Source organism: Herbaspirillum sp. ST 5-3 (assembly GCF_004804275.1).
Classification (GTDB): domain Bacteria; phylum Pseudomonadota; class Gammaproteobacteria; order Burkholderiales; family Burkholderiaceae_D; genus Noviherbaspirillum.
In genome coordinates, this window is record NZ_STGI01000016.1 from 55,114 (window position 1) to 81,490 (window position 26,377).

Annotated in this window: 28 protein-coding genes and 1 tRNA gene; 25 read left to right on the forward strand and 4 right to left on the reverse strand. The window is 60.0% G+C overall.

Going from position 1 to position 26,377, the window contains the following annotated elements:
- Positions 1–32: 32 nt before the first annotated feature.
- Positions 33–1,682 (reverse strand): DNA repair protein RecN, encoded by a 1,650-nt coding sequence (recN, locus tag E6W33_RS23465; protein ID WP_136419802.1) that lies wholly within the window; start codon positions 1,680–1,682, stop codon positions 33–35.
- Between the two features lie 30 nt (positions 1,683–1,712).
- Positions 1,713–2,630 (reverse strand): NAD kinase, encoded by a 918-nt coding sequence (locus E6W33_RS23470; protein WP_136419803.1) that lies wholly within the window; start codon positions 2,628–2,630, stop codon positions 1,713–1,715.
- Positions 2,631–2,702: 72 nt separating this feature from the next.
- On the opposite strand from E6W33_RS23470, the gene E6W33_RS23475 reads away from it, so the two are divergent.
- Both E6W33_RS23475 and hrcA read left to right on the forward strand, forming a co-directional pair.
- A complete protein-coding gene (locus E6W33_RS23475) occupies positions 2,703–3,413 on the forward strand; it encodes an HAD family hydrolase (RefSeq protein ID WP_136419804.1) in 711 nt (236 codons plus the stop codon).
- 77 nt (positions 3,414–3,490) lie between these two features.
- Entirely contained in the window at positions 3,491–4,513 is a 1,023-nt protein-coding gene (gene hrcA, locus E6W33_RS23480; protein ID WP_136419805.1) for a heat-inducible transcriptional repressor HrcA, read from the forward strand.
- Between the two features lie 44 nt (positions 4,514–4,557).
- Here hrcA and E6W33_RS23485 read toward each other — a convergent pair whose 3' ends face one another.
- Together E6W33_RS23485 and fur are read right to left on the reverse strand one after the other, a co-directional pair.
- Entirely contained in the window at positions 4,558–4,899 is a 342-nt protein-coding gene (locus E6W33_RS23485; RefSeq protein WP_168798734.1) for a PilZ domain-containing protein, read from the reverse strand.
- A gap of 119 nt (positions 4,900–5,018) precedes the next feature.
- Positions 5,019–5,450 carry a ferric iron uptake transcriptional regulator gene (fur, locus tag E6W33_RS23490; RefSeq protein ID WP_136419807.1) on the reverse strand — a complete coding sequence of 144 codons (432 nt, stop codon included), beginning with the start codon at positions 5,448–5,450 and terminating at the stop codon, positions 5,019–5,021.
- A 181-nt stretch (positions 5,451–5,631) separates the two neighbouring features.
- Between fur and E6W33_RS23495 the strand changes: the two genes are divergently transcribed.
- From E6W33_RS23495 to E6W33_RS23605, 23 genes are all read left to right on the forward strand, one after another.
- Positions 5,632–6,123 carry an outer membrane protein assembly factor BamE gene (locus E6W33_RS23495; protein WP_348983173.1) on the forward strand — a complete coding sequence of 164 codons (492 nt, stop codon included), beginning with the start codon at positions 5,632–5,634 and terminating at the stop codon, positions 6,121–6,123.
- A gap of 17 nt (positions 6,124–6,140) precedes the next feature.
- Positions 6,141–6,947: a 4-hydroxy-tetrahydrodipicolinate reductase gene (gene dapB, locus E6W33_RS23500; protein WP_136419809.1), complete on the forward strand. Its 807-nt coding sequence runs from the start codon at positions 6,141–6,143 to the stop codon at positions 6,945–6,947.
- Between the two features lie 19 nt (positions 6,948–6,966).
- Positions 6,967–7,656 carry an energy transducer TonB gene (locus E6W33_RS23505; RefSeq protein ID WP_136419810.1) on the forward strand — a complete coding sequence of 230 codons (690 nt, stop codon included), beginning with the start codon at positions 6,967–6,969 and terminating at the stop codon, positions 7,654–7,656.
- Positions 7,657–7,672: 16 nt separating this feature from the next.
- Entirely contained in the window at positions 7,673–8,353 is a 681-nt protein-coding gene (locus tag E6W33_RS23510) for a MotA/TolQ/ExbB proton channel family protein (protein ID WP_136419811.1), read from the forward strand.
- Positions 8,354–8,364: 11 nt separating this feature from the next.
- Positions 8,365–8,790, forward strand: coding sequence for a biopolymer transporter ExbD (locus E6W33_RS23515; RefSeq protein WP_136419812.1), 426 nt, complete (start codon positions 8,365–8,367; stop codon positions 8,788–8,790).
- The gene (locus E6W33_RS23520) at positions 8,790–9,116 is read left to right on the forward strand and encodes a barstar family protein (RefSeq protein ID WP_136419813.1); all 327 of its coding nucleotides are present in this window, start codon (positions 8,790–8,792) and stop codon (positions 9,114–9,116) included. Before E6W33_RS23515 ends, E6W33_RS23520 begins: the two co-directional genes overlap by 1 nt.
- A gap of 93 nt (positions 9,117–9,209) precedes the next feature.
- A complete protein-coding gene (gene leuS / locus E6W33_RS23525; RefSeq protein WP_136419814.1) occupies positions 9,210–11,858 on the forward strand; it encodes a leucine--tRNA ligase in 2,649 nt (882 codons plus the stop codon).
- Positions 11,859–11,878: 20 nt separating this feature from the next.
- Positions 11,879–12,373 (forward strand): LPS assembly lipoprotein LptE, encoded by a 495-nt coding sequence (gene lptE, locus E6W33_RS23530; protein ID WP_136419815.1) that lies wholly within the window; start codon positions 11,879–11,881, stop codon positions 12,371–12,373.
- 12 nt (positions 12,374–12,385) lie between these two features.
- On the forward strand, positions 12,386–13,402 hold the full coding sequence (gene holA / locus E6W33_RS23535) for a DNA polymerase III subunit delta (RefSeq protein WP_136419816.1): 1,017 nt from the start codon (positions 12,386–12,388) through the stop codon (positions 13,400–13,402).
- Positions 13,403–13,446: 44 nt separating this feature from the next.
- Complete coding sequence (locus E6W33_RS23540; RefSeq protein ID WP_136419817.1) at positions 13,447–14,712, forward strand: glutamate-5-semialdehyde dehydrogenase; 1,266 nt, start codon at positions 13,447–13,449, stop codon at positions 14,710–14,712.
- A gap of 26 nt (positions 14,713–14,738) precedes the next feature.
- Positions 14,739–15,164 carry a CopD family protein gene (locus tag E6W33_RS23545; protein ID WP_136419861.1) on the forward strand — a complete coding sequence of 142 codons (426 nt, stop codon included), beginning with the start codon at positions 14,739–14,741 and terminating at the stop codon, positions 15,162–15,164.
- 20 nt (positions 15,165–15,184) lie between these two features.
- The gene (locus E6W33_RS23550; protein WP_136419818.1) at positions 15,185–15,793 is read left to right on the forward strand and encodes a 2-hydroxychromene-2-carboxylate isomerase; all 609 of its coding nucleotides are present in this window, start codon (positions 15,185–15,187) and stop codon (positions 15,791–15,793) included.
- 177 nt (positions 15,794–15,970) lie between these two features.
- Positions 15,971–17,176 carry a THUMP domain-containing protein gene (locus E6W33_RS23555; RefSeq protein WP_136419819.1) on the forward strand — a complete coding sequence of 402 codons (1,206 nt, stop codon included), beginning with the start codon at positions 15,971–15,973 and terminating at the stop codon, positions 17,174–17,176.
- A gap of 107 nt (positions 17,177–17,283) precedes the next feature.
- Entirely contained in the window at positions 17,284–17,652 is a 369-nt protein-coding gene (locus tag E6W33_RS23560; RefSeq protein WP_136419820.1) for a VOC family protein, read from the forward strand.
- A gap of 90 nt (positions 17,653–17,742) precedes the next feature.
- Positions 17,743–18,432, forward strand: a complete 690-nt coding sequence (locus tag E6W33_RS23565; RefSeq protein ID WP_136419821.1) for a YafY family protein — start codon at positions 17,743–17,745, stop codon at positions 18,430–18,432.
- A 68-nt stretch (positions 18,433–18,500) separates the two neighbouring features.
- Positions 18,501–19,979 (forward strand): NAD-dependent succinate-semialdehyde dehydrogenase, encoded by a 1,479-nt coding sequence (locus tag E6W33_RS23570; RefSeq protein WP_136419822.1) that lies wholly within the window; start codon positions 18,501–18,503, stop codon positions 19,977–19,979.
- A 157-nt stretch (positions 19,980–20,136) separates the two neighbouring features.
- Positions 20,137–21,318 carry a GGDEF domain-containing protein gene (locus tag E6W33_RS23575; RefSeq protein WP_136419823.1) on the forward strand — a complete coding sequence of 394 codons (1,182 nt, stop codon included), beginning with the start codon at positions 20,137–20,139 and terminating at the stop codon, positions 21,316–21,318.
- A 61-nt stretch (positions 21,319–21,379) separates the two neighbouring features.
- Positions 21,380–21,453, forward strand: a tRNA-Gly gene (locus E6W33_RS23580).
- 57 nt (positions 21,454–21,510) lie between these two features.
- On the forward strand, positions 21,511–22,227 hold the full coding sequence (trmB, locus tag E6W33_RS23585; protein ID WP_247869758.1) for a tRNA (guanosine(46)-N7)-methyltransferase TrmB: 717 nt from the start codon (positions 21,511–21,513) through the stop codon (positions 22,225–22,227).
- A gap of 376 nt (positions 22,228–22,603) precedes the next feature.
- Entirely contained in the window at positions 22,604–22,858 is a 255-nt protein-coding gene (locus E6W33_RS23590; RefSeq protein WP_247869759.1) for a Flp family type IVb pilin, read from the forward strand.
- A 268-nt stretch (positions 22,859–23,126) separates the two neighbouring features.
- Positions 23,127–23,777 (forward strand): prepilin peptidase, encoded by a 651-nt coding sequence (locus E6W33_RS23595; RefSeq protein ID WP_168798735.1) that lies wholly within the window; start codon positions 23,127–23,129, stop codon positions 23,775–23,777.
- Positions 23,778–23,883: 106 nt separating this feature from the next.
- Complete coding sequence (gene cpaB, locus E6W33_RS23600; RefSeq protein WP_136419825.1) at positions 23,884–24,762, forward strand: Flp pilus assembly protein CpaB; 879 nt, start codon at positions 23,884–23,886, stop codon at positions 24,760–24,762.
- Between the two features lie 10 nt (positions 24,763–24,772).
- Entirely contained in the window at positions 24,773–26,368 is a 1,596-nt protein-coding gene (locus E6W33_RS23605) for a type II and III secretion system protein family protein (RefSeq protein ID WP_247869760.1), read from the forward strand.
- The last annotated feature ends 9 nt before the right edge of the window (positions 26,369–26,377 follow it).

Here is a 26,377-nt window from a genome sequence, read left to right on the forward strand (position 1 = left end):
GCTATCCTGTTCTTGCGCGACGCCGCCCGCTTCTAGGAAGCAAGCAGCTCGCGCGCATGTTTGCGTGTGGTCGCAGTGATTTCCAGACCGCCCAGCATGCGCGCAATCTCCTCGATACGCGCCTTGGAATCGAGCGCGTCGATGCGCGACATGGTCTTGCCGTCAGTACTGCGCTTGCTGACCTGGAAATGCTGATTGGCCTGGCTGGCCACCTGCGGCAAATGGGTCACGCACAGCACCTGGCGGTCCTGGCCCAAACGCTTGAGCAAGCGACCGACCACTTCCGCGACCGCACCGCCGATACCGCTGTCGACCTCGTCGAAAATCAAGGTCGGCGTTGCCGTCGCGCTCGATGTAATCACCGAAATGGCGAGCGAAATGCGCGCCAGTTCGCCACCGGAAGCCACCTTGGCCAGCGGTCTCGGCGAGGTACCGGCGTGCGCGGCAACCATGAACTCAACCTGTTCCAGACCATAACCCGCGGGCTCGATCGGATTCAGTGCCACTTCGAAACGTCCGCCGGCCATGCTCAGATCCTGCATGGCGGCCGTGACCGATTCACTTAATGCCTTTGCGGCCCTGGCGCGGGACTTGGACAGAGCCTGTGCTACACCCATGTAGGCCGCTTTCAATTTCTCTTCCTGAGCGCGCAAGGCGTCGATGTCGGTGGCATCCGCCAGTTGCCGCAATTGCGTCGAAAGCGTTTCATACTCTTGCGGAAGGTCTTCCGGCGCAACGCGGAATTTGCGTGCCGTGGAATGGATGGCATCCAGCCGTGCCTCGACCTCGTGCAGTCGATCCGGATCAAGTTCGACGCGGCCCAGGTAATCATTGAGCGCGTAGACCGCTTCCTGCAACTGGATGCGCGCCGGCTCCAAGGCTTCGACGACCGGCTTCAACGCGGCGTCGATGTCAGCCAGCTTGCCGAGTTTCAAAGTAAGTGCGGAAAGATGCGACAGGATCGGATTGCTGTCCGACTCCGAGATCGCGTTCAATGCTTCCTGCGCGCCTTCGATCAGACTGGCAGCATGCGACAGTCGACTGTGCTCATTGCTGACTTCGGTCCATTCGCCGGGTTTCACCGCCAGTTTTTCCAGTTCCCCGACCTGCCACTCGAGGCGTTCGCGCTCCAGCAGCACGCTCTTGGCGTTGGCCTCGAATTCCTCGCGTTGTTTGGCGAGGGCGCGCCACGCCTTGTACGCGACGGCAACCGCCCTGCTATCGTCGAGCAAGCCGGCCTGGCTGTCGAGCAGCACGCGCTGCGCGTCGGCTTTCAGCAGTGACTGGTGGGCATGCTGTCCATGGATATCGACCAGCATTTCGCCGAGTTCGCGCAATTGCGCGGCAGTGGCGGCAATGCCGTTGATGAAGGCCTTGGAGCGTCCCGCGTTGTCGATCACCCGGCGCAGCAGAGCGCCGCCGTCGTCATTGCTGAACTCATGTTCGGCCAGCCAGGCGTCGACCTCGTCGTTCGTGCTGAATTCCGCGGTGATGTCCGTTTTTGCGGAGCCCTCGCGCACGACGCTGGCGTCGCCACGCCCGCCCAGGGCAAGCGCAAGCGCGTCGATCAGGATCGATTTTCCCGCGCCGGTCTCGCCGGTAAACACGGTAAAGCCAGGCGCAAATTCAAGCTCGATCGAATCGACGATCACGAAATCGCGAATGGAGAGTGTGCGAAGCATGTTGGAAATGTAATTCTTGTGGCGGGTTCGCTATTTTAACTGCCCTGCCACGGATGGATATTCGTGCCAGTGCAGCTTTTCGCGCAGCGTATCGTAATAGCTCCACCCTTTCGGATGCAGGAAGGTAATGGTGTGTGCCGAGCGCCTGATGATAATGCGATCATGGTGCTGCAGGCTGGCAAGCGATTGCATGTCGAAATTGACGCTGATGTCGCGTCCGCCCATGATTTCGATGTCGATCGTACAGGAGTCGGACACAACGATCGGGCGATTGGACAAGGCATGCGGCGCGATCGGCACCAGGACGATGCCGGACAAGTTCGGGTGCAGCAAGGGACCGCCGGCCGACAAGGCGTAGGCAGTGGAACCTGTCGGCGTGGAAACAATCAGACCATCCGAGCGCTGGTTGTACATGAAATGTCCGTCAACCTCGACTTTCAGTTCCGCCATGCCTGTCGTCGCGCCGCGCGCCACGACAACATCATTGAAGGCAAGTGCATGAAAAATCGTTTCGCCGCCGCGGATGACCGAACCTTCGAGCAGGCTGCGCTGCTCCGAGTCGAGTTTCCCGCACAGCATGTCGGCAAGGACCGGCATCATGCCTTCCTGCGAAATGTCGGTCATGAATCCCAGGCGTCCCTGGTTGATGCCGATCAGTGGAACCTTGTAGGGCGCGAGTTGACGCGCGATGCCGAGCATGGTGCCATCGCCGCCGACCACGATGGCCACGTCGGCGTGCTCACCGATTTCCGTCGGCGTCATTTTGGCGACCCCATCCAGCGCAACGTTCTGCGCGGTCTCGGTCTCGAACACGACCGTATGCCCGGCCTTCGTCAGGAAATCGGCGATCTCCGACAAGGAGTGTTCGATACCGGCGGCCATGTACTTGCCGATGATGGCAATCGTTTTGAAGGAAATTGGATTGGAATCTGGCTTGGAAGGCAACATGCAGCAGATTAGACCATAATTTAGTCGTCCTTTACAGGATCGCATCGTTGAAAGAAACCGTTTAGAGCCCATATGTCAATTATTAAAGCCGTCTTGTTCGATCTCGACGACACCCTGTGGCCGATCGTGCCGGTGATCAAGCGCGCCGAGAACGTGCTGTATGATTGGCTGACGGTGCATGCGCCGGCGGTTGCGCAAAGCGTCACCATCGAAAGCATGCGCGAACGTCGGCAAGCCTTGATGGCAAGCGATCCGGTGTACCAGCTGGATCTGCGCCGCCTGCGACGTGCCGTGTTGCTGGAAGCCTTTATCGGCGCGGGACTGGATCCCGCGATGGCGGATCAGGCAATGGATGTGTTTTCGCGAGCGCGCAACGAGGTGACACCGTTTGAAGATGTCTTGCCGACACTGGGCAGTCTGCGAAACCGTGTGGCCCTTGGCTCGGTGTCAAACGGAGTCGCGGATTTGCGGGCGATTGGCATTGCGCATTTCTTCCAGGTTTCCGTAGCGGCCCATCACTTTGGCTGCGCGAAACCCGACGCGGCCATTTTCCATGCCGCGTGCGACGCGCTTGGCGTGTTGCCGGAAGAAGCCGTCTATATCGGCGACGACCCTTTGCTGGACGTGGAGGGAGCGCAAAGAGCAGGCTTGCAGGGCGTGTGGATGAACCGCCTGGAATTGAAGCCGGTACGTGTCCTGCCGGACCATGTGCGACCGGATGCTACCTGCACAAGTCTGTATGAGCTGGATCAATGGCTGAACGAGCGGATGGTAAAAATCTGATAACAATCAACCGTTAAGACGACCCAGTCCTGCAACACACTATGGCGGCTGCTACAGCGGCTCGTTACAATACCAATATGCAACTCGATACTCGCGCACAGACCTTGCTCAAGGCATTGGTCGAACGATACATCGCCGACGGTCAGCCGGTCGGTTCGCGCGCCCTGTCCAAGATCTCCGGACTGGAATTATCCCCGGCGACCATTCGCAACATCATGGCGGATCTGGAGGACATGGGTTTCGTTGCCAGCCCGCATACCTCGGCTGGCCGAATTCCAACGCCGCGCGGCTATCGGGTGTTCGTCGATACCTTGCTCACTGTGCAACAGATCGATGAAACCACGGTGGAGTCGAAGCTGCAGTCGCGCCTGCAGAGCAATTCACCGCAAAAAATCATTTCCAATGCGGCACAAGTGTTGTCGTCGCTGTCGCAATTTGCCGGCGTGGTGCTGACGCCGCGACACGAATCCGTCTTCCAGCAAATCGAGTTTCTGCGGCTTTCCGAAAAACGCATCCTGTTGGTGATCGTCGCACCGAACGGCGATGTGCAGAATCGCCTGCTGCTGACTGATGTCGACTACACGCCATCGCAACTGGTACAGGCCGCGAACTATATCAACCAGCATTACGCAGGCCTGAGCTTCGATGATGTGCGCGTGCGTCTGCAGAGCGAATTACGCCAATTGCGCGACGATATGACGCGCCTGATGCAGGCGGCAGTGGAAGCAGGCAGCGATGCGATGGCTGAAAATGAAGACGAGGTCGTGATTTCCGGCGAACGCAACCTGCTCAGCGTAAGCGACTTGGCCTCCAATATGAGTTCGCTGCGCAAACTGTTCGACCTGTTCGAGCAAAAGACGAGCCTGATGCAACTGCTCGATGTCTCCAGCAAGGCAACCGGTGTGCAGATTTTCATCGGCGGCGAGTCGCAACTGGTGCCGGTGGATGAAATGAGCGTGGTGACCGCGCCCTATGAAGTCAACGGCAAGATCGTCGGCACGCTCGGGGTGATCGGCCCGACGCGCATGGCTTATGAACGGGTGATACCGATCGTGGACATCACTGCGAAACTTTTGTCGAACGCCCTCAGTCATTCCTGAGACCGGGCTCGCATGCGAACGCGGCAAGACAATGGCGCGCCAGATCAGAGCATGAGTTCGGCCAGCGTCTTGTTGTTCGCAGCATCCAGATGGACGAACTGCAAGCCGACCCGAAAGCCGTCGGTGCCGCCGAGAATGCAGTAAATCACCTTCGCGGTTGCGCTCACCTTAACCATATTGCCGTTCAGCGGTGCTTCGAAGATCACATTGCAGCTAAGGCCAAGCGCAACTTGTTCGGTCAGCTGCAAGCATACGCCGCCCAGCGACAAATCCTTCGCACGCCCGCGCAACACTGCACCGCCCTGCAAGATGACCGCGGCATGGCCGTGAACCACCTTGCGCGTGAAGTTTCTTGTTTCCGTCTTCATTGCTTTATTGAATGACATCTTTGCGCGCCGGCTCCGCGATGATTGCATGCGGATGCCCGGCACGGAATTGAAATTGCAGAGATGGGATTAGTATGGTTGAATGCGCGCCTTACGCAAGGCTTGCACGGCGCGAGGTTTCATCGCGGCCGGTGCGGGCAATCCTTCTTGGTGCAATGACCGTACAGCGCCAACGCGTGCTCGGCGATATCGAATCCATGCTCCCTGGCCACGCCTTGCTGACGTTTTTCGATTTCTTCATCATAGAACTCTTCCACCCGTCCGCAATCGAGGCAGACCAGGTGGTCGTGATGCGATCCCTCATTCAGCTCAAAAACGGCCTTTCCGGTTTCGAAATGATTGCGATGCAACAAACCGGCCTGCTCGAACTGGGTGAGCACACGGTAGACCGTTGCCAGACCGACATCCATGTTTTCGGTCAGAAGGATCTTGTAGACATCCTCGGCGCTGAGATGGCGCACCTGGCTGTTCTGGAAAATATCGAGGATCTTCAAGCGCGGCAAGGTTGCTTTCAGGCCGCTGGCTTTCAACTCGGAAGGATTGCTAGGCATGTTATTGGTCGGATTACGGTTATCTGCTTTATCATATAGCGTTTTGGCCCAATTGCTCAATGAATTGAATCCCTTTATGCGAATGTCATCCTGCCGCACCAATCGTACACCCGCCTTGGCCGGTACGCTGATTCTGGCCCTTGCAGCCTGCCTGACAGGGTGCGCATCCAGGAACCCATTGATGGAAGAGCCTGCGCCATCAGCGGCCGCGAGCGCAGCCAAGCCGGCCGAAGCGGTCGCACAAAACGCAGCGTCTGCGCCTGCAGCGACCCCGGCCCCGGGTGCAAGCGGCGTCACGACCACCAAACCCACCGGCGTGCAGCGCTTCCTCGGCATCTTTACTCCGTACCGGATCGACGTGCAGCAGGGGAATTTCGTTTCGCGCGAAATGGTCAACCAGCTCAAGGAAGGCATGCAGCGCAAGGAAGCGATCACGCCGGAGCAAGTGCGCTTCGTCCTTGGTACGCCGCTGCTGACCGATATTTTCCACGCGAATCGCTGGGATTATGTATTCCGTCTCAAGAAAGGCAGCGGCGAGGTCATTTCCAGCCGCGTCACCGCCTACTTCAAGGATAACCGCCTGGTTGGTATTGACAGCGGCGTGCTGCCGACCGAGCAGGAATACCTTGCCTTCATCGCCGGCGCCGCACCGGGGTCGGCGCCGAACAAATAACAATATCGAGCATCATCATGAATCAAATGAAAATCGCCGTTGCAGGCGCATCCGGCCGCATGGGCCATATGTTGATTGAAACCATCCAGAATGCGGACGACGCCGTGCTGACCGGCGCGCTCGATGTCGCCGGCTCGCCGGCGATCGGCAACGACGCCGCTGCCTTCCTTGGCAAGCCGGCCGGGGTGCTGATCGAATCCGACCTCGCGAAAGGCCTGGCCAATGCCCAGTTCCTGATCGATTTCACCCGCCCGGAAGGTACGCTGAAGCATCTTGAATACTGCGCTGCGCACGGCATCAAGATGATCATCGGCACGACCGGTTTCGACGAGGCCGGCAAGGCTGCAATCGCCGCGGCGGCCGAGAAAACCGCCATCGTGTTCGCGCCCAACATGAGTGTCGGCGTCAATGTGACCATGAAATTGCTGGAAATGGCGGCCAAGAGTTTCTCGCACGGCTACGACATTGAAATCATTGAAGCGCACCATCGCCACAAGGTCGATGCACCATCGGGCACCGCAATCAAGATGGGCGAGGTCATCGCCGATGCGCTCGGGCGCAAGCTGAAGGATGTCGCGGTCTACGCGCGTGAAGGCGTCACTGGCGAGCGCGATCCGTCCTCCATCGGATTTGCGACGATCCGCGGTGGCGACATCGTGGGCGATCACACGGTCTTGTTCGCCGGCATCGGCGAACGCATCGAGATTTCGCACAAATCGTCCAGCCGTGTCAGCTACGCGCACGGCAGCCTGCGTGCAGCCCGCTTCCTGGCCGACAAGACAGCTGGCCTGTACGACATGCGGGATGTGCTAGGACTGCACTGATGCCCGAGATGTCCCGGCCGTGAAATTCGCGCCGCAAGCCCTTGCCATCGCGGCCACCCTGTTGTTGCATGCTGCAGTGGCCGCGATAGTGGCAGTCGGCCTGTTTCTTGATCAGAAACAAGCAACACCCTCCAAGTCGGTCGAAATCCGCCTGATGCCGTCGCAACCGCAGGCCGCACCGATGGTACAGGCAGCGCCGCCCGCGTCTGCACCCACACCTGCACCTGCACAACCCAAGGCCAGGCATCAAGCAAGTTCGAAACACCGCCCACAGCCGAAGTCTGCCGTCGTCGAACCGCACGAAGCTCCGCATATGGCGCCGCCCGAGGCCAGCACGGAATCAAAGGCAGCTTCCGCCAGCCCATCTGCCACCATTGCTGCGCCGGCCGCCGCTCCGGCTGCGGTCCCCGGCCCACCCGTGAAGACATCCGCATCCGATGCAGCTTATGCCTCGAGCAACCGTGTGCCGCCGTATCCGCGGCTGTCGCGCATGAATGAAGAGCAAGGGACCGTCGTGCTGCGTGTCCTTGTCAAGGGCGACGGTACGGCCGGCGCGGTTGAAATCAAGAGATCCAGCGGATATCCGCTGCTCGATGAATCAGCGCGAAGCACCGTGCAGACGTGGCGCTTCAAGCCGGCGACGATTGACGGCAAACCAGTCTCCGAGTGGTATCAAGTTGCCATTCCGTTTACACTTCAGAACAATTAATTCTTCTTCGTACACCATGAATCAAACACTGGGATTTGCTCATTACTGGGCACAAGGCGACGTCATCACCCATTCGGTCGCCTATCTGCTGCTCTTGATGTCCGTGGTCAGCTGGTACTACATTTTTTCCAAGGCGTGGAGTTCATGGCGCATTCGCAGAAGCGCCGGTGCGCTGGACGGGTTCTGGAAAGCACCGACCCTCAATGACGCTATTTCCATCGTGAAAAATGCCGACAGCGAAAATGTTTATGCACCACTCGCGGCGCAAAGCGCGCAGGCCGCCAATGTCAGCTCGCAAACCGGCTCCCTGAATGCCAATGTCGATCCCAGCGAACTGATCACGCGCACCTTGCGCCAGGAAATCAACCGCGTCTCCTCGCGCCTGGAAAGCGGCCTGACACTGCTGGCCTCGGTCGGCTCGACCGCGCCATTCGTGGGCCTCTTTGGCACCGTCTGGGGCATTTACCATGCACTGGTGGCGGTGTCGACCGCGGGCACAGTGCAAATCGACAAAGTGGCCGGCCCCGTCGGGGAAGCCTTGATCATGACTGCGCTCGGACTGGTGGTGGCGATTCCGGCCGTGCTGGCCTATAACGCGTTCACCCGGGTCAACCGCGTGACGCTGGCCGAACTGGATGGCTTTGCGCATGACCTGCATGCCTATCTGACCACCGGCGCCCGCGTCGGCAAGCAATAGCAGAGGCAATCATGGCATTTGGCGGATTCAACGACGACAAGCATCAGGCCCCGATCGCGGACATCAACGTCACTCCAATGGTGGATGTGATGCTGGTGCTGCTCGTGATTTTCATCATCACCGCGCCACTGTTCACGCACGCGATCAAGCTCGATTTGCCGAGCGCGCAATCGGCCGCAGCGCCGGAAAAACCCGAGACGATCTCGCTGTCGATCAATGCCGAAGGAAAAATCTTCTGGAACAACGAGGCGATCGAACAAAAGGATCTCGGTTCGAAGTTCGCCGAAGCAGCGCAGAAGAATCCGCAGCCCGAGCTGCAGCTGCGCGCCGACAAGTCAACGCGTTATGAAACCATCGCGCAGGTGATGTCGGCCGCCCAAACCAGCGGAATGACCAAGATGGGGTTTGTCACCGAGGCAAAGGAAACGGCCCAGTAATGCCCTCCGTTCACCTGGATGGCCGGGAAATCAAGGACTGGCGCGCCTTTCACGCGCAATGCAAGACCGCGTTCGGCTTTCCGGATTTCTACGGGCAAAACATGGATGCGTGGATCGATTGTCTGAGCGGCCTTCGCGATGATGACGGCATGTCAAGTATCCGGCTTGGACCGGACGAGGTCCTTGAAATCTCCGTCCTGCATTCAAACAGCCTCCGGCAGTCGGCTCCCGGCATTCTCGCCGCGCTGGAAGATTGCGCCGCCGAGGTCAACCAGCGTTACGTCGAACAGGGCGAAAAGCCGGCCCTGGCTCTGCTACTGCGCTGATTTTTCGGCCAAATTAGCGCCCTCGGGCGGCGCTATGGACGGTGCTGAACCAGTATAATGGCTGGTTTACATCCACTTCCAGCTCCATTCGTCATGCAAGAAAAATATCTCCCCGCCGATGTCGAAAAGGCGGCGCAAGACCATTGGCACGCGATCGACGCGTACAAGACCGTCGAACATGCGAAAGACAAGAACGGCAAGGACAAGAAGAAGTTCTACGCCTGCTCGATGCTGCCCTACCCCTCGGGCAAGCTGCACATGGGTCATGTGCGCAACTACACCATCAACGACATGCTGGCGCGCCATCTGCGCATGAACGGCCACAACGTGCTGATGCCGATGGGCTGGGATGCATTCGGCCTGCCGGCGGAAAATGCGGCGCTCAAGAACGGCGTGCCGCCGGCCAAATGGACCTACGAGAACATCGCCTACATGAAGAAGCAGATGCAGGCGATGGGTCTGGCGATCGACTGGTCGCGCGAAGTGGCGACCTGCGATCCGAGCTATTACAAGTGGAACCAGTGGCTGTTCCTCAAGATGCTGGAAAAGGGCATCGCCTACCGCAAGACCCAGGTCGTGAACTGGGACCCGGTCGACCAGACGGTACTGGCCAACGAGCAGGTGATCGACGGCCGCGGCTGGCGCACCGGCGCGCTGGTCGAGAAGCGCGAAATCCCCGGTTACTACCTGAAGATCACCGATTACGCCGAGGAATTGCTGGACCATGTACTGCACAAGCTGCCCGGCTGGCCGGAGCGTGTGCGCATCATGCAGGAAAACTGGATCGGCAAGAGCGAAGGCGTACGCTTCGCCTTCCCGCATGAGATCCGCGATGCACAGGGCAACCTGATCCAGGACGGCAAGCTGTACGTGTTCACCACCCGTGCCGACACCATCATGGGTGTGACCTTCTGCGCGGTGGCTCCGGAACATCCGCTGGCAACGCATGCGGCGGCATCCAATACCAAACTGGCTGCGTTCATCGAGGAGTGCAAGCGCGGCGGCACCACCGAAGCCGAGATGGCGCTGAAGGAAAAGGAAGGCCTGCCCACCGGCTTGTTCGTCACCCATCCGCTGACTGGCAAGCAAGTCGAGGTGTGGGTCGGCAACTACGTGCTGATGAGCTATGGCGACGGCGCCGTGATGGGCGTGCCTGCACACGACGAGCGCGACTTTGCGTTCGCGAAGAAATATTCGCTGCCGATCCAGCAGGTCATCGCCGTCGAAGGCGAGACCTACTCCACCGACGCGTGGCAGGAATGGTACGCCGACAAGCAGCGCGGCGTGACCGTGCATTCCGGCGCCTATGACGGCCTGAACTACAAGGCCGCTGTCGACAAGGTAGCAGCCGACCTGATCGCCAAGGGCATCGGCGAGAAGAAGACAACCTGGCGCCTGCGCGACTGGGGCATCAGCCGCCAGCGCTACTGGGGCACGCCGATTCCGATCATCCACTGCGAAAGCTGCGGGTCGGTGCCCGTCCCGGAGAAGGATTTGCCCGTCGTGCTGCCGCAGGATTGCGTGCCCGACGGCACCGGCAATCCGCTCAACAAGCGCGAGGACTTCCTGCATGTCGACTGCCCGCAGTGCGGCAAGCCGGCGCGTCGCGAGACCGACACCATGGATACCTTCGTCGATTCGTCCTGGTACTTCATGCGCTACTGCGACCCGAAGAACGACGACAAGATGGTGGCCGAAGGCGCGGATTACTGGATGCCGATGGACCAGTACATCGGCGGCATCGAGCATGCCATCCTGCACCTGCTGTATGCGCGCTTCTGGACCAAGGTCATGCGCGATCTCGGCCTGGTGAAGGTCGACGAGCCCTTCGTCAACCTGCTGACGCAAGGCATGGTGCTCAACCACATTTATTCGCGCCGCACGCCGCAGGGCGGCATCGAATACTTCTGGCCGCAGGATGTCGAGAACGTGTACGACGATGGCGGTCGCATCATCGGGGCAAAACTCAAGAGCGACGGTTCGGCCGTGAACTACGAAGGTGTGGGCACGATGTCGAAGTCGAAGAACAACGGCGTCGATCCGCAGGAGCTGATCAATCAGTTCGGCGCCGACACCGCACGCCTGTTCGTCATGTTCGCCTCGCCGCCGGAGCAGACGCTGGAGTGGAACGACGCCGGCGTCGAAGGTGCGAACCGCTTCCTGCGCCGCGTCTGGGCCTACGCGCATGCACAGTCGGACCGCGTGAAGGCTTCGTCGGAAATCGACTTCAGCGCCCTGCCCGAAACGCACAAGACACTGCGCCGTGAAATCCACAAGATCCTGCAACAGGCCGATCACGACTTCCACCGCCTCCAGTACAACACCGTGGTGTCCGCCTGCATGAAGATGCTGAACACGCTGGAAGGCGCCAAGCTGGAAGACTCGGCGCAGACCAATGGCGTGATCGCGGAAGGCCTGTCGATCTTCCTGCGCGTGCTGTACCCGGTCGCGCCGCACATTACCCACGTGCTGTGGCAGGAACTCGGCTTCGCGACGGCGTTTGGCGATCTCCTCGATGCACCGTGGCCGCAAGTCGATCCGGCTGCGCTGGAGCAGGCTGAAATCGAGCTGGTGGTGCAGGTCAACGGCAAGCTGCGCGGCAGCGTGAAAGTGCCGAAGGATGCCGACAAGGCCGCGATCGAAGCGGCAGCGCTGGCCAACGAGAACGTGAAGAAATTTGTCGAAGGCACGCCGAAGAAGGTCATCGTGGTGCCCGGCAAGCTGGTCAATATCGTCGCTTAACAGTTTTCACTGGAGCCTGCATGAAACGCCGAGCCGTCCTTGCCATGACATCTGCCCTTGCCCTGTCCGCATGCGGTTTTCAGCTGCGCGGCGCGAACGGCCAGGCCAACCTGCCGTTCAAGACGATCTACATCGGCGTTCCGGAAACTTCGCAGCTCGGCGCGGAGCTGCGCCGGAATATCCGTGCCAGCGGCGAAACGACCATCGTGAGCGATCCGAAAGCGGCGCAAGCCATTGTGGAAGTGCTGTCGGAGACGCGCGACATCGCGATCCTCTTGAATGCGCAGGGCCGTCCGCGCGAACACACGCTGTACTACAAGCTGCGTTTTCGCGTGACGAATCCCAAGGGCGCGGAAATGCTTGCTCCGACGGAAATCACGCTCAAGCGTGACCTCAGTTTCAACGAAGCGCAGGCAATCGCCAAGGAGAAGGAAGAGGAAATGCTGTACCGCGACATGCAGACCGACCTGGTGCAGCAGATCATGCGCCGGCTGGCCGTCCTCAAGCCTGCTTGACGAGGACGACACATGCAATTGCGGCTCGACGCCCTCGAAGCGCATCTGGCGAAATCGCTCGCGCCGCTCTATGTGATTACCAGCGACGAGCATTTGCTGGCGCTGGAAGCAGCCGACAGGATACGCAAGACGGCGCGCGCACAAGGCTTCACCGAACGCGAAGTGCTGGTGGTCGAGCGCAGTTTCAAATGGGGCGCGCTGCTTGCCGCGAACCAGTCGCAGTCGCTGTTCGGCGAACGCAAGCTGATCGAACTGCGCATCCCGACCGGCAAACCCGGCAAGGATGGCGGACAGGCATTGCAGGAATACGTTGGATCACTCAATCCTGACAACGTGACCCTGATTGCCCTTCCCAAACTCGACTGGCAGACGCAAAAAAGCGCATGGGTAACAGCCTTGCAGCAGGCCGCAGTGTATATCGACATTCCGCTGGTGGAGCGCGCCGCGCTGCCGTCCTGGATCGGCACCCGGCTTGCCGCACAGCGCCAGAGCGCCGACCGGCAGAGCATCGACTTCATCGCCGATCGCGTCGAAGGCAACCTGCTTGCCGCGCATCAGGAAATCCAGAAGCTCGCGCTGCTGCATCCCGAAGGCAAGCTGAGTTTCGAGCAAGTGCAGGATGCGGTGCTGAACGTGGCCCGCTACGACGTGTTCAAGCTGAACGAAGCGATGCTGGCCGGTGATGCCGCACGGTTGGTGCGCATGATCGAAGGACTGAAAGGCGAAGGTGAAGCCTTGCCTCTCGTATTGTGGGCGATGGCCGAGGAAATCCGCACGCTGCTGAAGATCAAGGCCGGCGCAGCACAGGGCAAGGCGATCGGCATGCTGATGAAGGAATACCGCATCTGGGGTCCGCGTGAAAAACTGATGGAACCGGCGCTGCGCCGCATGAAGCTGTCGACGCTGGAAGGCGCGCTGCAGGAGGCGGCGCAAATCGATAAGATGGTCAAGGGTTTGCGCGCCAGGATGTTTGCCGGCGATGCCTGGGACGCCTTGTTGCAACTCGGACTGAAGGTCGCGCGCGGTTGATTCCCGTGCAGAATGCAGAAAATTTCAAGCAGGATTTTGCAAAAATGGATATCAAGCATTACATGAACGAAGTCGGCCAGCGTGCGCGCAAGGCGTCGCGCGCGATGGCCAAAGCCGATACCCGCGCCAAGAATCAGGCGCTGTCCCTGATCGCCGCCGCGATTCGCCGCGATTCGGCTGCGCTGCGCGCCGCCAACCAGAAGGATCTGGATGCCGCCCGTGCCAACGGCCTGGCCGAAGCCATGCTTGACCGCCTGACACTGTCGGACAAGGCGATCGCAACGATGGCGGAAGGGCTGGAACAGATCGTCGCCCTGCCCGATCCGATCGGCGAAATCTCGAACATGAAGTATCGCCCGACCGGCATCCAGGTCGGCCAGATGCGCGTGCCGCTGGGCGTGATCGGCATCATCTACGAAGCACGTCCTAACGTGACGGTGGATGCGGCCGGTCTCTGCATCAAGAGCGGCAATGCAACCATCCTGCGCGGCGGTTCGGAAGCCATTCACTGCAACCAGGCACTGGCAAAGCTGGTGAAGGAAGGCCTGGCGGGCGCAGGATTGCCGGAAGATGCGGTACAGATCGTCGAGACGACCGACCGTGCCGCCGTCGGCGAACTGATCACCATGCCGCAGTATGTCGACGTCATCGTGCCGCGCGGCGGCAAGGGTTTGATTGAACGCCTGATGAAGGAATCGAAGGTGCCGATGATCAAGCATCTCGACGGCATCTGCCATGTGTATATCGACGACAAGGCCGATATCGAGAAGGCACTGAAGATTTCCTTCAATGCCAAATGCCACCGCTACGGCACCTGCAATACGATGGAGACGCTGCTGGTGGCGCGCGGCATCGCGCCGCAGGTCTTGCCCCGGCTGGCGGAACTGTACGGCACCAAGGACGTGGAACTGCGGGCGGACGACGAAGCGCGCAAGATTCTCGCCGGCTATCCGCATCTTTCTGCGGCAACCGAGGAAGACTGGCGCACGGAATACCTGGCAGCGATTCTAGCGGTGAAGATCGTGGATGACGTCGGGCAGGCGATCGAGCATATCAATACCTACTCGTCGCAGCATACCGATGCGATCGTGACCGAGGATTACAGCCGCGCGATGCGCTTCCTGCGCGAAGTCGATTCGGCATCGGTGATGGTCAACGCTTCGACGCGCTTTGCGGACGGCTTCGAATACGGCCTGGGCGCGGAGATCGGCATCTCGAACGACAAGCTGCATGCGCGCGGGCCGGTCGGACTGGAAGGGCTGACCTCGCTGAAGTATGTCGTCTTTGGCCACGGCGAAACACGAGAATAATTCACAAAAAAGGGAAACGCATGCTGATGCTCTGGGTGAAGGCGTTGCACATCTTCTTCGTCGCGTCCTGGTTCGCGGGGCTGTTTTACCTGCCGCGCATTTTCGTGAACCTGGCGATGGAAACCGATCCAACCGCCACGACGCGCCTGCTGATGATGTCGCGCAAGCTGTATCGCTTCATGGGCCTGTTGGCTGTGCCGGCGCTGGCGCTTGGTCTGGTGCTTTGGCTCTATTACGGCATCGGCAAGACGGGGCCGGGCAACGGCTGGATGCATGCCAAGCTCGCCATCGTTGTGCTGCTGGTGATTTATCACCACTGGTGCGGCAGGCTGCTGAAAACCTTTGAAAACGGCGCAAACAAGCGCAGCCATGTCTGGTTTCGCTGGTTCAATGAACTGCCGACCATCGGCTTGCTGCTTGCCGTGATCTTCGTCGTGGTCAAACCTTTCTAAACCCGATACAGGAGGCTGCGATGGCCAAGTCGTGCGAATACTTCTTTGCCCCGCAGTCGCCGTGGGCGTATCTCGGCCATGAGCGTTTCGTCGCGCTGGCAAAACAATATGGCGTGCAGATCGACATCAAGCCATGCGACCTGGGCAAGGTCTTCAATGTGTCCGGCGGCCTGCCGCTGGCAAAACGCCCCGCGCAAAGGCAGGCTTACCGCCTCGTGGAATTGAAGCGCTGGAGCGAGTTCCTGCAAATCCCGCTCAATCTGCATCCGAAATTCTTCCCGGTTCCGGCTGACGCGGCGGCCAAACTGATCATCGCAACCCGGCTCGCGCATGGGACCGACGCCGCGCTCAATGTCGCCGGCGCCGTGATGCGCGCGGTATGGGCGGAAGAAAGAAACATTGCCGATCCCGATACGCTGGCCGCGATCGCGCAGGAATGCGGCCATGACGGCAAGTCCTTGCTGAAATCGTCCGAGACCACCAGCGTGCAGAGCGAGTACGACCGCTTCACGGATGAAGCGATTGCCGCCAATGTCTTTGGTTCGCCATGGTATGTCGTTGATGGCGAGGGTTTCTGGGGACAGGACAGGCTGGATTTTGTCGAGCGGGCGTTTGCCAGATTGGCTTGACGAACGTCGATTGATTTTTCACCAAAAGCATTTGTCCACGGAAAGCACGGAAAACACGGAAATTTTCAATCTGATTCAGCGGGCTGGTTGCCGACATGAGTTTGTTTTCCGTGCCTTCCGTGTATTCCGTGGACAACGTTTTTGATTTTGCATCTCACTACGGATAAAGGGTTCCCCATGTCATATTCATTTTTCTGTCCCTGCCCACGCGGGCTGGAGGCTGCACTGGCCGAAGAGATCGGCGAAATCGCACAGCAAAGCCGGACACTGAAAGTCCATAACCAGGTGCCGGGCGGCGTGCATTGTTCCGGTTCGCTGACGGACAGCTATCGCATCAATCTGCATTCACGCATCGCTTCGCGCGTCCTGCTGCGCATTGCGAACGGCAGCTATGCCAACGAGAACGACATTTACGATCTGACGCTGGGGCAGGCATGGGAAGAATGGTTCGATGTCGACCACACGATTCGCGTCGACCTCACTGCGATCAAGTCGCCACTCAAGAGCCTGGAATTCACGACGCTGAAGATCAAGGATGCGGTGTGCGATCGCTTCCGCGATCTGTATGCGAAGCGTCCGTCGGTCAACACGAAAACGCCCGACATGCGCATCGTTGGTTTTCTCGACGCGCACACCTACACGGTGTATCTCGATACTTCCGGCGAGGCCTTGTTCAAGCGCGGCTGGCGGCAGGAAACCGGCGACGCGCCTCTACGTGAAAACCTCGCGGCCGGCTTGCTGCGCGTGGCTGGATGGAAGCCAGGTACCGTGTTGTTCGATCCGATGTGCGGCTCCGGCACCATTGTGGTTGAAGCCGCTCAAATCCTTGCCGGCATTCCGCCGGGTGCGCGCCGCAGCTTTGCGTTTGAAAAATTTCTCGGCTTCGACAGCGCCGAATGGCTGGCCATCAAGGGCAGCTTCAAGCCGAATCCGCTGCCGACCGCGCTGACCATTTTCGGCAGCGATATTTCCGGCGACATGATCGTGATGGCGCGTAACAATCTGCGCAACGCGGGCATCCAGTTCGAAGTGCCGCTCAAGCAGATCGAAGCGCAGGAAGTGAAACCGCCGAGCGAGACGCCCGGCATCATCCTGACCAATCCGCCGTATGGCGAGCGGATCGGCGTGCGCGGCGACCGCACGCAGGAGCCGGATGAAATGGCGGCCGCTTTCTACCGGGAGTTCAGCGGCACTTTGAAGCAGCGCTTTGCCGGCTGGCAGGTTTTCCTGTTCACGGCCGATCTCAGCCTGCCGAAAATGCTGCGTCTGAAGGAATCGCGCAAAACGCCGTTCTTCAACGGCGCGCTGGAATGCCGTTTGTTCCGCTTCGACATGGTGGCCGGTTTCAACCGGCGGGAAGAAGCGAAGCCGAAGCAAGACTGAACAGCGCCCGGATTTCCTGACAAATTCTCCTGACACAATGCTGTCAGGAGTCCTCCTGCATGATGCGTCCATGCCATGTGGCATATCACTCAATGGAGAGCGACATCATGCAAACAAAAATCAACTGGTTCGAAATTCCTTCCGCCGACTTTTCCCGCGCGGTCAAATTCTACGAAACGATTTTCGACAGCAAGCTGAAGGTCGAACAATTCGGCGAATTCCCGATGGGCATCTTCGGCGGACCGGACGGCGATAGCGTCGGTTGCGTCATCCACGGCGAGCATTTCGCGCCGAATCCGAACGGCCCGGTGCTCTACATGGACGCCTCCTCCGGTCTCGACGCCGTGCTGTCGCGCATCGAGGCAGCGGGCGGCCGTATCGTGATGGAGAAGATGGAATTGCCGCAGGACCTGGGCTACATTGCACACTTCATCGATACCGAGGGCAACCGGCTCGCCTTGCATGCGATGCATTGATCAACTGGACGCCGCGGCGTCCCTTTGACAGAATGCCATCATGAATGCCCTACGCCTGTTCCATCGACGCACGTCCGGAGTGGCCTCCTGATGCGTCGCGCCGACCGCTTGTTCCAGATCGCCCAGTACCTGCGCGGCCGTCGCCTGACGACCGCCAGGCAGCTGGCCGATTGGCTGTCGGTGTCGGAACGCACGATTTATCGCGACGTCCGCGACTTGTCGCTGTCCGGCGTGCCGGTCGAAGGCGAAGCCGGCATCGGCTATCGAATCAAGTCCGGCTATGACTTGCAGCCGCTCATGTTTTCTCCCGATGAAATCGATGCACTGGTCATTGGCATGCGCATGGTGCAAGCGTGGGGCGGCCCGCAACTGGCCGCATCAGCCGCCGCAGCATTTGCGAAAGTCACGCTGGCATTGCCCAGGGATAAGCGGGAATTCGTCGAGGCAAGCGCCCTGTTCGCACCGAGCTTTCACATCGATCCGGCGCATGGCGAGCGGCTGGAATTGATCCGGCAGGCGATACGCGTGCGCTGCAAATTGCACCTTGAGTATGCCGATGTGGAAGCCAGAGTTTCGGAGCGTATCGCATGGCCGCTTGCGCTGTATTTCTTCGGCGGCACCTGGTTGCTCGCCGCCTGGTGCGAGCTGCGCCAGGATTTTCGTTCATTCCGTCTCGACCGCGTGCGCATGCTGGAGATGCGCGACAACTATCCCAGCCAGGAAGGACGACGCCTGGCGGATTTCGTGCGCATCATGCAGAGCCGAAAGCGCTCCCGCTGAGCACGCAAGCAAGGCGGCAACGATTGGGTTATGCTTGATTTTTTGCCCACTTCGTACGGAGACGAGTCATGCAACAACAGGCCAAAGGAATACCTCAACTCAATGACGCCGCTCTGCTTCGCAATCAAGCGTACCTGAACGGCATATGGATCGGCGCGGAGTCGACATTCCCGGTCACCAATCCGGCGGACGGGAAAATCATTGCATCGGTTCCCAACATGGGCGCGCAACAGGCCCGCGATGCGATCGATGCGGCCAATGCCGCCTTCCCCTCATGGTCGTCGAGGACCGCCAAGGAGCGCGCGGCAGTCATGCGCAAATGGTTCGAGCTGCTGCTCCTGCATGCGAACGATCTGGCGGCCTTGATGACTGCCGAGCAAGGCAAGCCACTGGCGGAGGCGAAAGGCGAAGTGATGTACGGCGCCAGTTTCGTCGAATGGTTCGCGGAAGAAGCCAAGCGCGTATGCGGCGATGTGCTCGCATCCACCTGGAGCGACAAGCGCATGGTGGTGTTGAAGCAAGCAGTCGGCGTGTGCGCGGCGATCACACCATGGAACTTCCCGATTGCGATGATTACCCGCAAGGTAGCGCCTGCGATTGCGGCCGGCTGCACCATCGTCATCAAGCCGGCCGAACAGACACCGCTGTCCGCCCTGGCGATGGCGGAACTGGCGCATCGCGCCGGTCTGCCGCCCGGCGTCATGAACATCGTCACCGCCGATGCAGAACGTTCGATCGAAGTCGGCAAGGTCTTGTGCGACAGCCCGATCGTGCGGCATCTCTCGTTCACCGGATCGACGCCTGTCGGCCGCATCCTGATGCAGCAATGCGCGCCGACCGTGAAGAAACTGGCACTGGAACTCGGCGGCCATGCGCCGTTCATCGTGTTCGACGATGCCGATCTGGATGCTGCGGTGGAAGGCGCCCTGGTATCGAAATACCGCAATGCGGGTCAGACCTGCGTCTGCACCAACCGGATTTATGCCCATGAATCGATTTACGATGCCTTCGTCGAGAAACTCGCTGCCGGCGCGGCCAGGATCAAGGTCGGAAGCGGCTTTGATGCGGGCGTCGCGCAGGGGCCGCTGATCGACGACCAGGCCGTTGCCAAGGTCGAAGAGCATGTCGCCGACGCGGTGGCCAAGGGTGCGAAGGTGCTCACCGGCGGCAAGCTGCATGCGCTCGGCGGGCATTTCTATGAGCCGACAGTGCTGTCGAACATCAGCAGCGACATGAAGATCATGCGCGAAGAAACCTTCGGCCCGGTAGCCGCTGTGGCCAAGTTCAAGACCGAGGAAGAAGCGATCGCCGCGGCCAACAATACGGACTTCGGCCTGGCGAGCTACTTCTATTCGCGCGACATCGGACGCGTCTGGCGCGTGGCGGAAAAGCTGGAATACGGTATGGTCGGCATCAACACCGGCATCATTTCCAACGAGGTGGGCCCGTTCGGCGGCGTCAAGCAGTCCGGCCTCGGCCGCGAAGGTTCCAAGTACGGCATCGAGGAATACCTGGAAATGAAGTATCTGTGCATGGGCGGCATCTGATCGCTCGGGCATGATCGTTGGCCGACGGCACTCACCGTCAGCCAACGAACGTCATACCGAGAGGAATTGTTGGCGTTTTGTCATGGCGCCATAGGCACTCTTTCCAAGTGACAAGGGCTGTGGGATATGGTTATATTCCGACAAGGAGGGATGAACCTTGTCGGAACTCGATCCTCGCTCACTGGTCTTCGTGGCAAGCTTGCTGGGCCTCATGTGCTCGGTGATCCTGTTCATGCTGCGCCGCAGTTTTCCTCCGACCATCGGCGGCCTCGTACACTGGAGCCGCGGCCTGTTCGGCATGGTGATCGCCAGCACCCTGTTCGGCCTGACCGGCCTCGTTCCCGTCTTCTTTTCCGTCATTCTCGGCAATGCCATGCTGGTTGCGGGCATCATGTCGTTTTACGCAGGATTTCGCCATTTCGCCGGCATGCCGCCGCAAACCCGCTTGCTGTTCGTGGTGCTGGCGCTGCTGACCAGTTATGTCGCGTGGTTCACCTATGTCGACAATCGATACCAGGCGCGCGCATTGCTGGTGACCTTCACCGACACGGTCTTGTTTTTCGAATGCATGCGGCTGGTGTACGCGACGAGCGGCAAGACACTCGCCGGTCGTTTTACCTGCATCGTATTCGCCACCATTGGTACAATCTCCGCCGTTCGCGCCATCATGTTGCTGTTCCATGTCGATTCCGCCGCCGATTTGCTGGAACCCACCATTGCGCAGAAAGCGTACCTGGCAGCGATGGCGTTTTCCGTGCTCGCGATCACCCTGGGTGCCATGATGATGGCCAACGAACGACTGCGCAGCACGCTCGAATTCATCGCGTCCCACGATCAGTTGACCGGCGCTTTCGCGCGCAGCGCCTTCCTCGAATTACTGACGAAGGAGCTGGCCCGCGCGCGCCGCACCGGACGCCTGCCGGCCTTGCTGATGTTCGACCTGGACAACTTCAAATCGATCAATGATCGCTTCGGCCACGTCGTCGGCGATCATGTGATCGTCGATTTTGCCCATCGCGCCCGCGAACTGCTGCGCGGCCCGGATTCGCTTGGGCGCTACGGCGGCGAGGAGTTTATTGCCCTGCTGCCCGAGACCACGCTGGAAGAGGCCAAAGCCGTCGCCGAGCGAATCTGCGGCAGGATTGCGGCGGGCACCTCGACCGACTTGCCGCCCTACACCGTGAGCGTCGGTGTCGGCGCCGTCACGGCCGGCAGCACGGATGTGGACAGCTTGCTGTCGAAGGCCGACCAGGCGCTGTACCGTGCGAAGGCCAACGGCCGCAACCGCGTTGAAGTGACGGAATTGGAGCCACCGACAGACATGCGTTTGTTCTCGTGAGCCACAGCCGGACAAAGCGCATTTGCATACCGGCTTCAATCCCGCGTAAAATGCGGGTTCCGCGGGTGTAGCTCAATGGTAGAGCAGAAGCTTCCCAAGCTTACGACGAGGGTTCGATTCCCTTCACCCGCTCCAGGTCAATCGGGCACCGAGCGGTGCCTTTTTTATTGACAAATTCACCCTTCATCGAGCATGTCCGACAACCACTCCGACGACGCCAACCGGCAGATGCTGTACGACCCGACGGAACGCCGCATCCGCAGCTTCGTGACGCGCGCCGGACGCCTTTCCACCGCGCAGGCGAAAGCGCTTGAGACGCTGGGTCCGCAATTCTGCATTCCCTATGTCAAGGCGCCATTCGACTTCGACCAGGCGTTCGGGCGATCCGCACCGACCATCCTGGAAATCGGCTTCGGCATGGGCGACACCACGGCGAAGATCGCCGCCGGCATGCCTGAAAAGAATTTCATCGGTGTGGAAGTCCATACGCCGGGCGTGGGCAGCCTGCTCAAACTCATCGGCGAACAACAACTCGCCAACCTGCGCATCATCCAGCATGATGCCTTCGAGGTGATCACGCACATGATCGCAACTGAGTCGCTCGACGGCGTGCACATCTTCTTTCCCGATCCGTGGCACAAGGCGCGGCATAACAAGCGGCGCCTGATCCAGGCGCCCTTCGTGAAGCTGCTGGTGTCGCGCCTCAAGCCCGGCGCCTACATCCATTGCGCGACCGACTGGCAGGATTATGCGGAGCAAATGCTGCAGGTATTGGGCGACGAACCTGCCTTGCAGAACACAGCCGATGGCTACGCGCCGCGCCCTGCATATCGTCCCGTGACGAAGTTCGAGAATCGCGGACTCCGACTTGGGCATGGCGTGTGGGACCTGGTGTTTGTAAAGCGTTGAATCGGGGCGATTGAACGATCGCACCGCGCAATCAAGAATGAGCGTGATGCGAGGTAAGCTTCACATCTCTTTTCTGCGCAGAACCATTCATCTCGGCAAGCACGTCGCAATAATTTTTCTGCATTTCCTCTCCATGGGGAAATTAATTTCCTCTTCGTGCTCATTCTTCGTCCAATAATTTCCAAGCATTAATGGAATGCGGTGACGCGCCGCCATTTCGTTTGACCTCGATCAGACTTTCTTAACTCTCAGTCAAAAAATTCCCCCCACGCACTGAGCTGTTTGTTTCTCATCAACTCGCAAATCAGAGCTTGGCGGAAACTGCTTTCCAGTCATCACGAGTTCTCCGATCGGCAACGTTGGATGAGCAGCTTCAATGATCAACGGCAATGCCGATTTAGAACAAGCAAGTTGCAATCTTCATTCAACCTCTAGGGAGTTCACTATGAATGCAATCAAGAAGTTTCTTCTCGATGAAAGCGGTGCTGCTGGCGTGGAATATGGTTTGCTCGTTGCATTGATTGCTGCGGTTATCGTTGCTGTTGTAGCGTCGTTGGGTACCACATTGCAAACAGCATTCTGCAATGTGTTGAACGCAATTCCGGGCCACGACGTTGCTGCCGGCTGCTGACATCGTCACCGCCTCGAGGCCTTCCGCAAAACATCGCGCAACAGGCATCAGCGTGGACGTATGACACGCTGGCCGATCGACACTTTCCGACAGAACTGAACAGGCCACGGCAACATCGGGCCTGACTTCCGGTACGGCGATTTCCTGCCGAGGGTGTCGCTCGCTTGATGAAAACGCAGTTTGCCAGCTTTTCGTCGAGGCCGGATGATCGTTGCCGACTGCGGCTGCCGCTTCCGGCAGCCGCCTTCCGCGACAGGCATCGATGAAGATGGAACCAAGCAAGTACCCTGGGGAAGCCGAGATGGAATTCCTGACTCCTGCAAACGTTGCCGCCGTCGTTGTCGCCACTCTGTGCGCACTGCTGATCGCCGCAACGTGGTCCGACATCAAGCGCTATCGCATTCCCAATACGCTGGTGTATGGCGGCGCGGTCCTGGGTCTCCTTTTCAACTGTTTTCTTCCCGAAGGAAACGGATTCGCCAGCGCGCTGCCGGGCGCGCTCGGCTTGCGCATGGCGCTGTATGGTCTGGGCCTCGGACTCGCCATCATGCTGCCCCTGTATGCGCTGCACATCGTGGGCGCCGGCGACGCCAAGCTGATCACCATGATCGGTGCATTTCTCGGCCCGCACGCGATCGTCTACGTCATCGCGTTCATGATGCTGACCGGCGGTCTGCTCGCGATCGGTTTCACACTTTACTCCGGTTCATTCGGGCGGATGTTGCGCAATCTGCAGACCATGCTGCTGGCAAGTTATTTCAAGGCGAGCTTGCATGAGGCGCCAGTACTGGACGCCGTTCCCGATTCCGCCGGCAGGCTGCCGTATGCGAGCGCCATCACGCTCGGAACATTCATTTACCTGGGGCTGGCTGCACTCGGCCACCGGGACGTTTTCTACTTCTATTCATGGAGCCGATGATGCGCAGCCAGGACATCAATACTTCATGACCGATTTCCTCGCGCAAGGGAGGGCTCCATGCCTGGCATGGAAGTCGAATCGATCATAACAACATGCAGAAGGCCATATGAAAAACACCAGAGCAATCATCATGATCGGCGTGTCCATTCTCGCGGCGATTGCTGCGGTCCTGTTTGCATCACAGTGGATCTCCGAAAAGGCTGGCCTCTCCACCAACAAGGTGGTAGTGGCCGCCACCGACATCAACCTCGGCACGCGGCTGACGCCCGACATGATCCGGCTGGTCGACTGGCCGGCGGGAAGCCTGCCCACGGGCAGCGCCAATGACCTGAAGAAGATCGACACTCGCGTCGCGCGTGTGAGCCTGCAGCGTGGCGAGCCGGTGCTCGAGTCGAAGCTCGCGCCGGTGGGTACCAAGGGAGGACTGTCGGCGGTAGTGGCCGAGGGCAAGCGCGCGATGACGGTGCGCGTGAATGACGTGGTGGGCGTGGCGGGCTTTGCGCTGCCCGGCAACTATGTCGACATCCTGGTCAGCACGCAGTCGGAAAACAAGGACAAGAGCAGCGGGCGCGACAACAACATTTCCAAGATCGTGCTCGAACACATTCTGGTGCTGGCCGTCGCGCAGGAAGCCAGCCGCGATGAAACCAAACCGAAGGTGGTGAATGCGGTCACGCTCGAAGTGACGCCGGAGGAAGCGGAAAAACTGGACCTGGCGCGCAGCGTCGGCCAACTCTCGCTCGCGTTGCGCAATCAGATCGATCCCACGCCCGCACAAACCGACGGCGCGACCAAGCAGTCGCTACTGAACCCAGTGGCCTATACGCCACAAGCGAACGCGCCCGCTCCCAAGCCGGCATCGGTGAAGAAAGTCCGCGCGGCGAAAAGAGCCACCGCCCCGAAGCCGTCCGCGCACAAGGAGCAATGCCAGGAAGTGATCACGGGCGACGGCCGCATCACCCAATGCTACCAACTGCAGGAATAGAGGAAGAGCCATGAAAAATAATACCAAGCCGGCATCGCACGCCATCGACCGCTTCTGCCCTTGCCTCCTGACGGTCGCCACCCTCCTCGCGCTCGGACTGCCGCCCGCCGCGCAAGCGCAGAGCAAGAAGGACGAAGCCTCTGCCACTTCGAAGGAAGTCGTGACCAAGGCCGTCGCCAAGCCCGGCGACAAGAAAGCGGTGAAATCCGGCACGGCGCCCGCCCCGCTGGCGACGCCGACCTGCGTCGATGAACTGGCGCCGACCGCCTACATGAGCGTGCCGGCGGCGAAATCGGCGCTGCTCGACTTGCGCCAATTGAACTTGCCCAGTCCGGCGTGGCTGCGCACGGTCGGCGATCCGGATATCGTCCAGGTCGAACCGATGACCTCGCCGACGCCGCGCGCCATGTTCTTCCTGTTCGGCAAACAGATCGGGTCGACCAACCTGATGTTCCAGAACAAGGAAGGCCGCTGCGCGATGGTGGAAGTCGCAGTCGGCGTGGATACGGCCTCTGTCGAGGCCAAGCTGCGGCAATTGCTGCCCGCCGAGAAGAACATCAAGGTCGGTGCGGTGGCGGATTCGCTGGTCCTGAGCGGCACCGTGGCCGATGCGCTAGCAGTGGAGAACGCGATTTCGATCGCCAGCGCCTTCGTGCGCAAGGGCGGCGGCAAAGGGGCTGCAGGCAGCACAAGCGACGAACGCATCGTCAACATGCTGGCGGTGGCCGCGCCACAGCAGGTGATGCTGGAAGTGAAGGTGGCGGAAATTTCCAAGACCTTGCTCGACAAACTGGGCGTGAACCTCTCTGGCACCCTGCATCGCGGCGACTGGACGGCCTCGCTGTTGTCGAACTTCCTCTCCGATGGTGCCGGCAAGCTCAACATCACGAAATCGCCCAACGGCGATTCCGTCACCGTCGACGCCGAGAAGAAGGACGGCCTGGTGAAAGTCCTTGCCGAACCGACCGTGATGGCGGTCAGCGGACAGGAAGGCAGCTTCCTCGCCGGCGGCAAGATCTTCATCCCGGTCTATTCGACCACGAGCGGCGTCAACCCGGTCAACACCATTACGCTGGAAGAGCGCGAGTTCGGCGTGAGCCTGCGCTTTACGCCGACGGTGCTGGACGGTGGACGCATCAACCTGAAGGTCGCTCCCGAGGTGTCCGAACTGTCGCGCGAAGGCGCCGGCATCTCCTCGCTCGGCACCACGTCGATCCTGCCGCTGTTCACGACGCGACGTGCTGCGACCACTGTGCAACTGCATGACGGCCAGAGCTTCGCGATCGGCGGCCTGATCAAGAACAACGTCACCGAAAACATCAAGGCCTTCCCCTTCCTCGGAGAAGTCCCCGTGCTGGGCGCGCTATTCCGCAGCAGCGAGTTCCAGAACGACCGCACCGAGCTTGTATTCGTCGTAACCCCGCGCCTGGTCAAGCCGCTGGCGCCGAATTATCCGCTGCCCACGGACGGCTTCGTGCCGCCCAGCCGCGGCGAGTTCTTCCTCGGCGGGAAGCTGGAAGGCTCCGCGCCGGCCAAGCCCGCGCAGCAATCTGCCGCGCCCGCGGCCTCGTCCTCCGGCGGACCGTCCGGCTTCGAACTCAAATAGGAGATGCGC